We start from the raw sequence: 1663 nt of genomic DNA on the forward strand, positions 1-1663 counted from the left end.
GTGGTGGGGATGGGCTCGCATGGTTTTCTCGATTCTCGCCCATTGAGAATAGGAGTTGCGTCCATGGGCGGCGGCGCGGCGGCCGGGCTTGCCGCGCCGCATCAGTGCAGCTCAAGCACGACCTCCAACGGCTGGTCACAAAGGGGATGACACGATGAGCACAGGAAGCTTCATCTGGTACGAGCTGATGACCCACGACCCGAACGCCGCCGCCAGATTCTATGGCGCTGTCGTGGGATGGAAGATCCCTGATCAGCCCGCCCCCATGCCGAACGGACAGGACTACCGCATGATCATGCGCGGCGATGGCGGCTCCGCCGGCGGCGTGCTGCGCCTTTCGCAGGACATGCTGCAGCATGGCGCACAGCCTTGCTGGCTCGGCTATCTGCACGTGGCCGATGTCGATGCGTCCATCCAGGCCATGGTGGCCGATGGCGCCAAGGTGCTGATGCCGCGCATGGAGCTACCCGTCGGCAAGATCGCGATGGTCGCCGACCCGATGGGCACGCCCTTCTACGTGATGGCGCCGATTCCACCGCCCGGCAAGCCCGAGGCGAAGAGCGACGTATTCGACGTGAAGGAGTCGCAGCGCATTCGCTGGAACGAACTGGCCAGCCCCGACCTCGCGCGCGCCAAGACGTTCTACGCGAAGCACTTCCATTTCCAGTTCAACGACGTGATGCCCATGGGCCCGATGGGCGACTACTGCTTCATCGACCACGACGGCGTTCGGCTCGGCGCCATCATGCAGAAGCCCGCCGCAACCCCCGGCCCCACCGGCACCTGGCTGTTCTACTTCGGCGTCTCCTCGGTCGCCGAGGCGCAGCGCGCCATCGCTGCCAACGGCGGCACCGTGCTGCAAGGCCCGCAAGAGGTGCCCGGCGGCGACTGGATTGTCGTCGCGACGGACCCCGCGGGCGCCGCGTTTGGAGTCGTGGGACGCAAGGGCCCATGAAATAGAGAGCCGCCCTCCTGACCAGGAGCGCGAGGAGGGGAGGGTGCGCGGGCGCGAAGCATCTGAATTTTACCCGGGTGATATTGACGGACTGATTTCACCCGGGTATTAATCCGCGCGCCGTACCTCTCCGGAGTCCGCCATGTCCGTCTCCACGAAGCGCCCGCCCGGGCTGCTGTTCATCTTCCTCACCCTGCTCATCGACCTGCTGGGCCTGGGCCTCATCATCCCCGTCATGCCGGAGATGGTGGGGCGGCTCGTGCACGGCACGGGCGGGACGGCGCAGGCGTACGGCGTGCTCATCAGCCTCTACGCGACGATGCAGTTCCTGTTCGCCCCGTTGCTCGGCGGCCTCAGCGACGCGTACGGCCGCAGGCCCGTGCTGCTGCTGTCCGCGCTGGGCACGGCGGCGAGCATGGTGGCCGTGCTCTACGCCCCGTCGCTCGGCTGGCTCTACGCGGCGCGTGCGCTCTCGGGGGCGACGAGCGCCAACATCACCGCGGCCAACGCGTACATCGCGGACATCAGCACCCCGCAGACGCGCGCGCGCAACTTCGGGGTGGTGGGGGCGGCCTTCGGGCTCGGCTTCGTGGCGGGCCCGGCGCTCGGAGGACTGCTCGGCAGTGTGGACCTGCGCCTGCCCTTCATCGCCGCCGCGGCGCTCGCGCTGCTCAGCTTCGTCTACGGCCTGTGGGTACTGCCCGAGTC

2 protein-coding genes are annotated in these 1663 nt (G+C 67.8%); both read left to right on the top strand.

Annotated elements, in window-relative coordinates; all coding sequences use genetic code 11:
• The first annotated feature begins 154 nt into the window (after window positions 1-154).
• Window positions 155-955, top strand: a complete 801-nt coding sequence (locus tag D7V97_RS42865) for a VOC family protein (RefSeq protein WP_120616252.1) — start codon at window positions 155-157, stop codon at window positions 953-955.
• A gap of 142 nt (window positions 956-1097) precedes the next feature.
• Window positions 1098-1663: MFS transporter (locus tag D7V97_RS42870; protein WP_120616253.1), on the top strand; the 566-nt coding region annotated here is incomplete at its 3' end.

It is taken from the genome of Corallococcus sp. CA053C, from assembly GCF_003611675.1.
Lineage (GTDB): Bacteria > Myxococcota > Myxococcia > Myxococcales > Myxococcaceae > Corallococcus.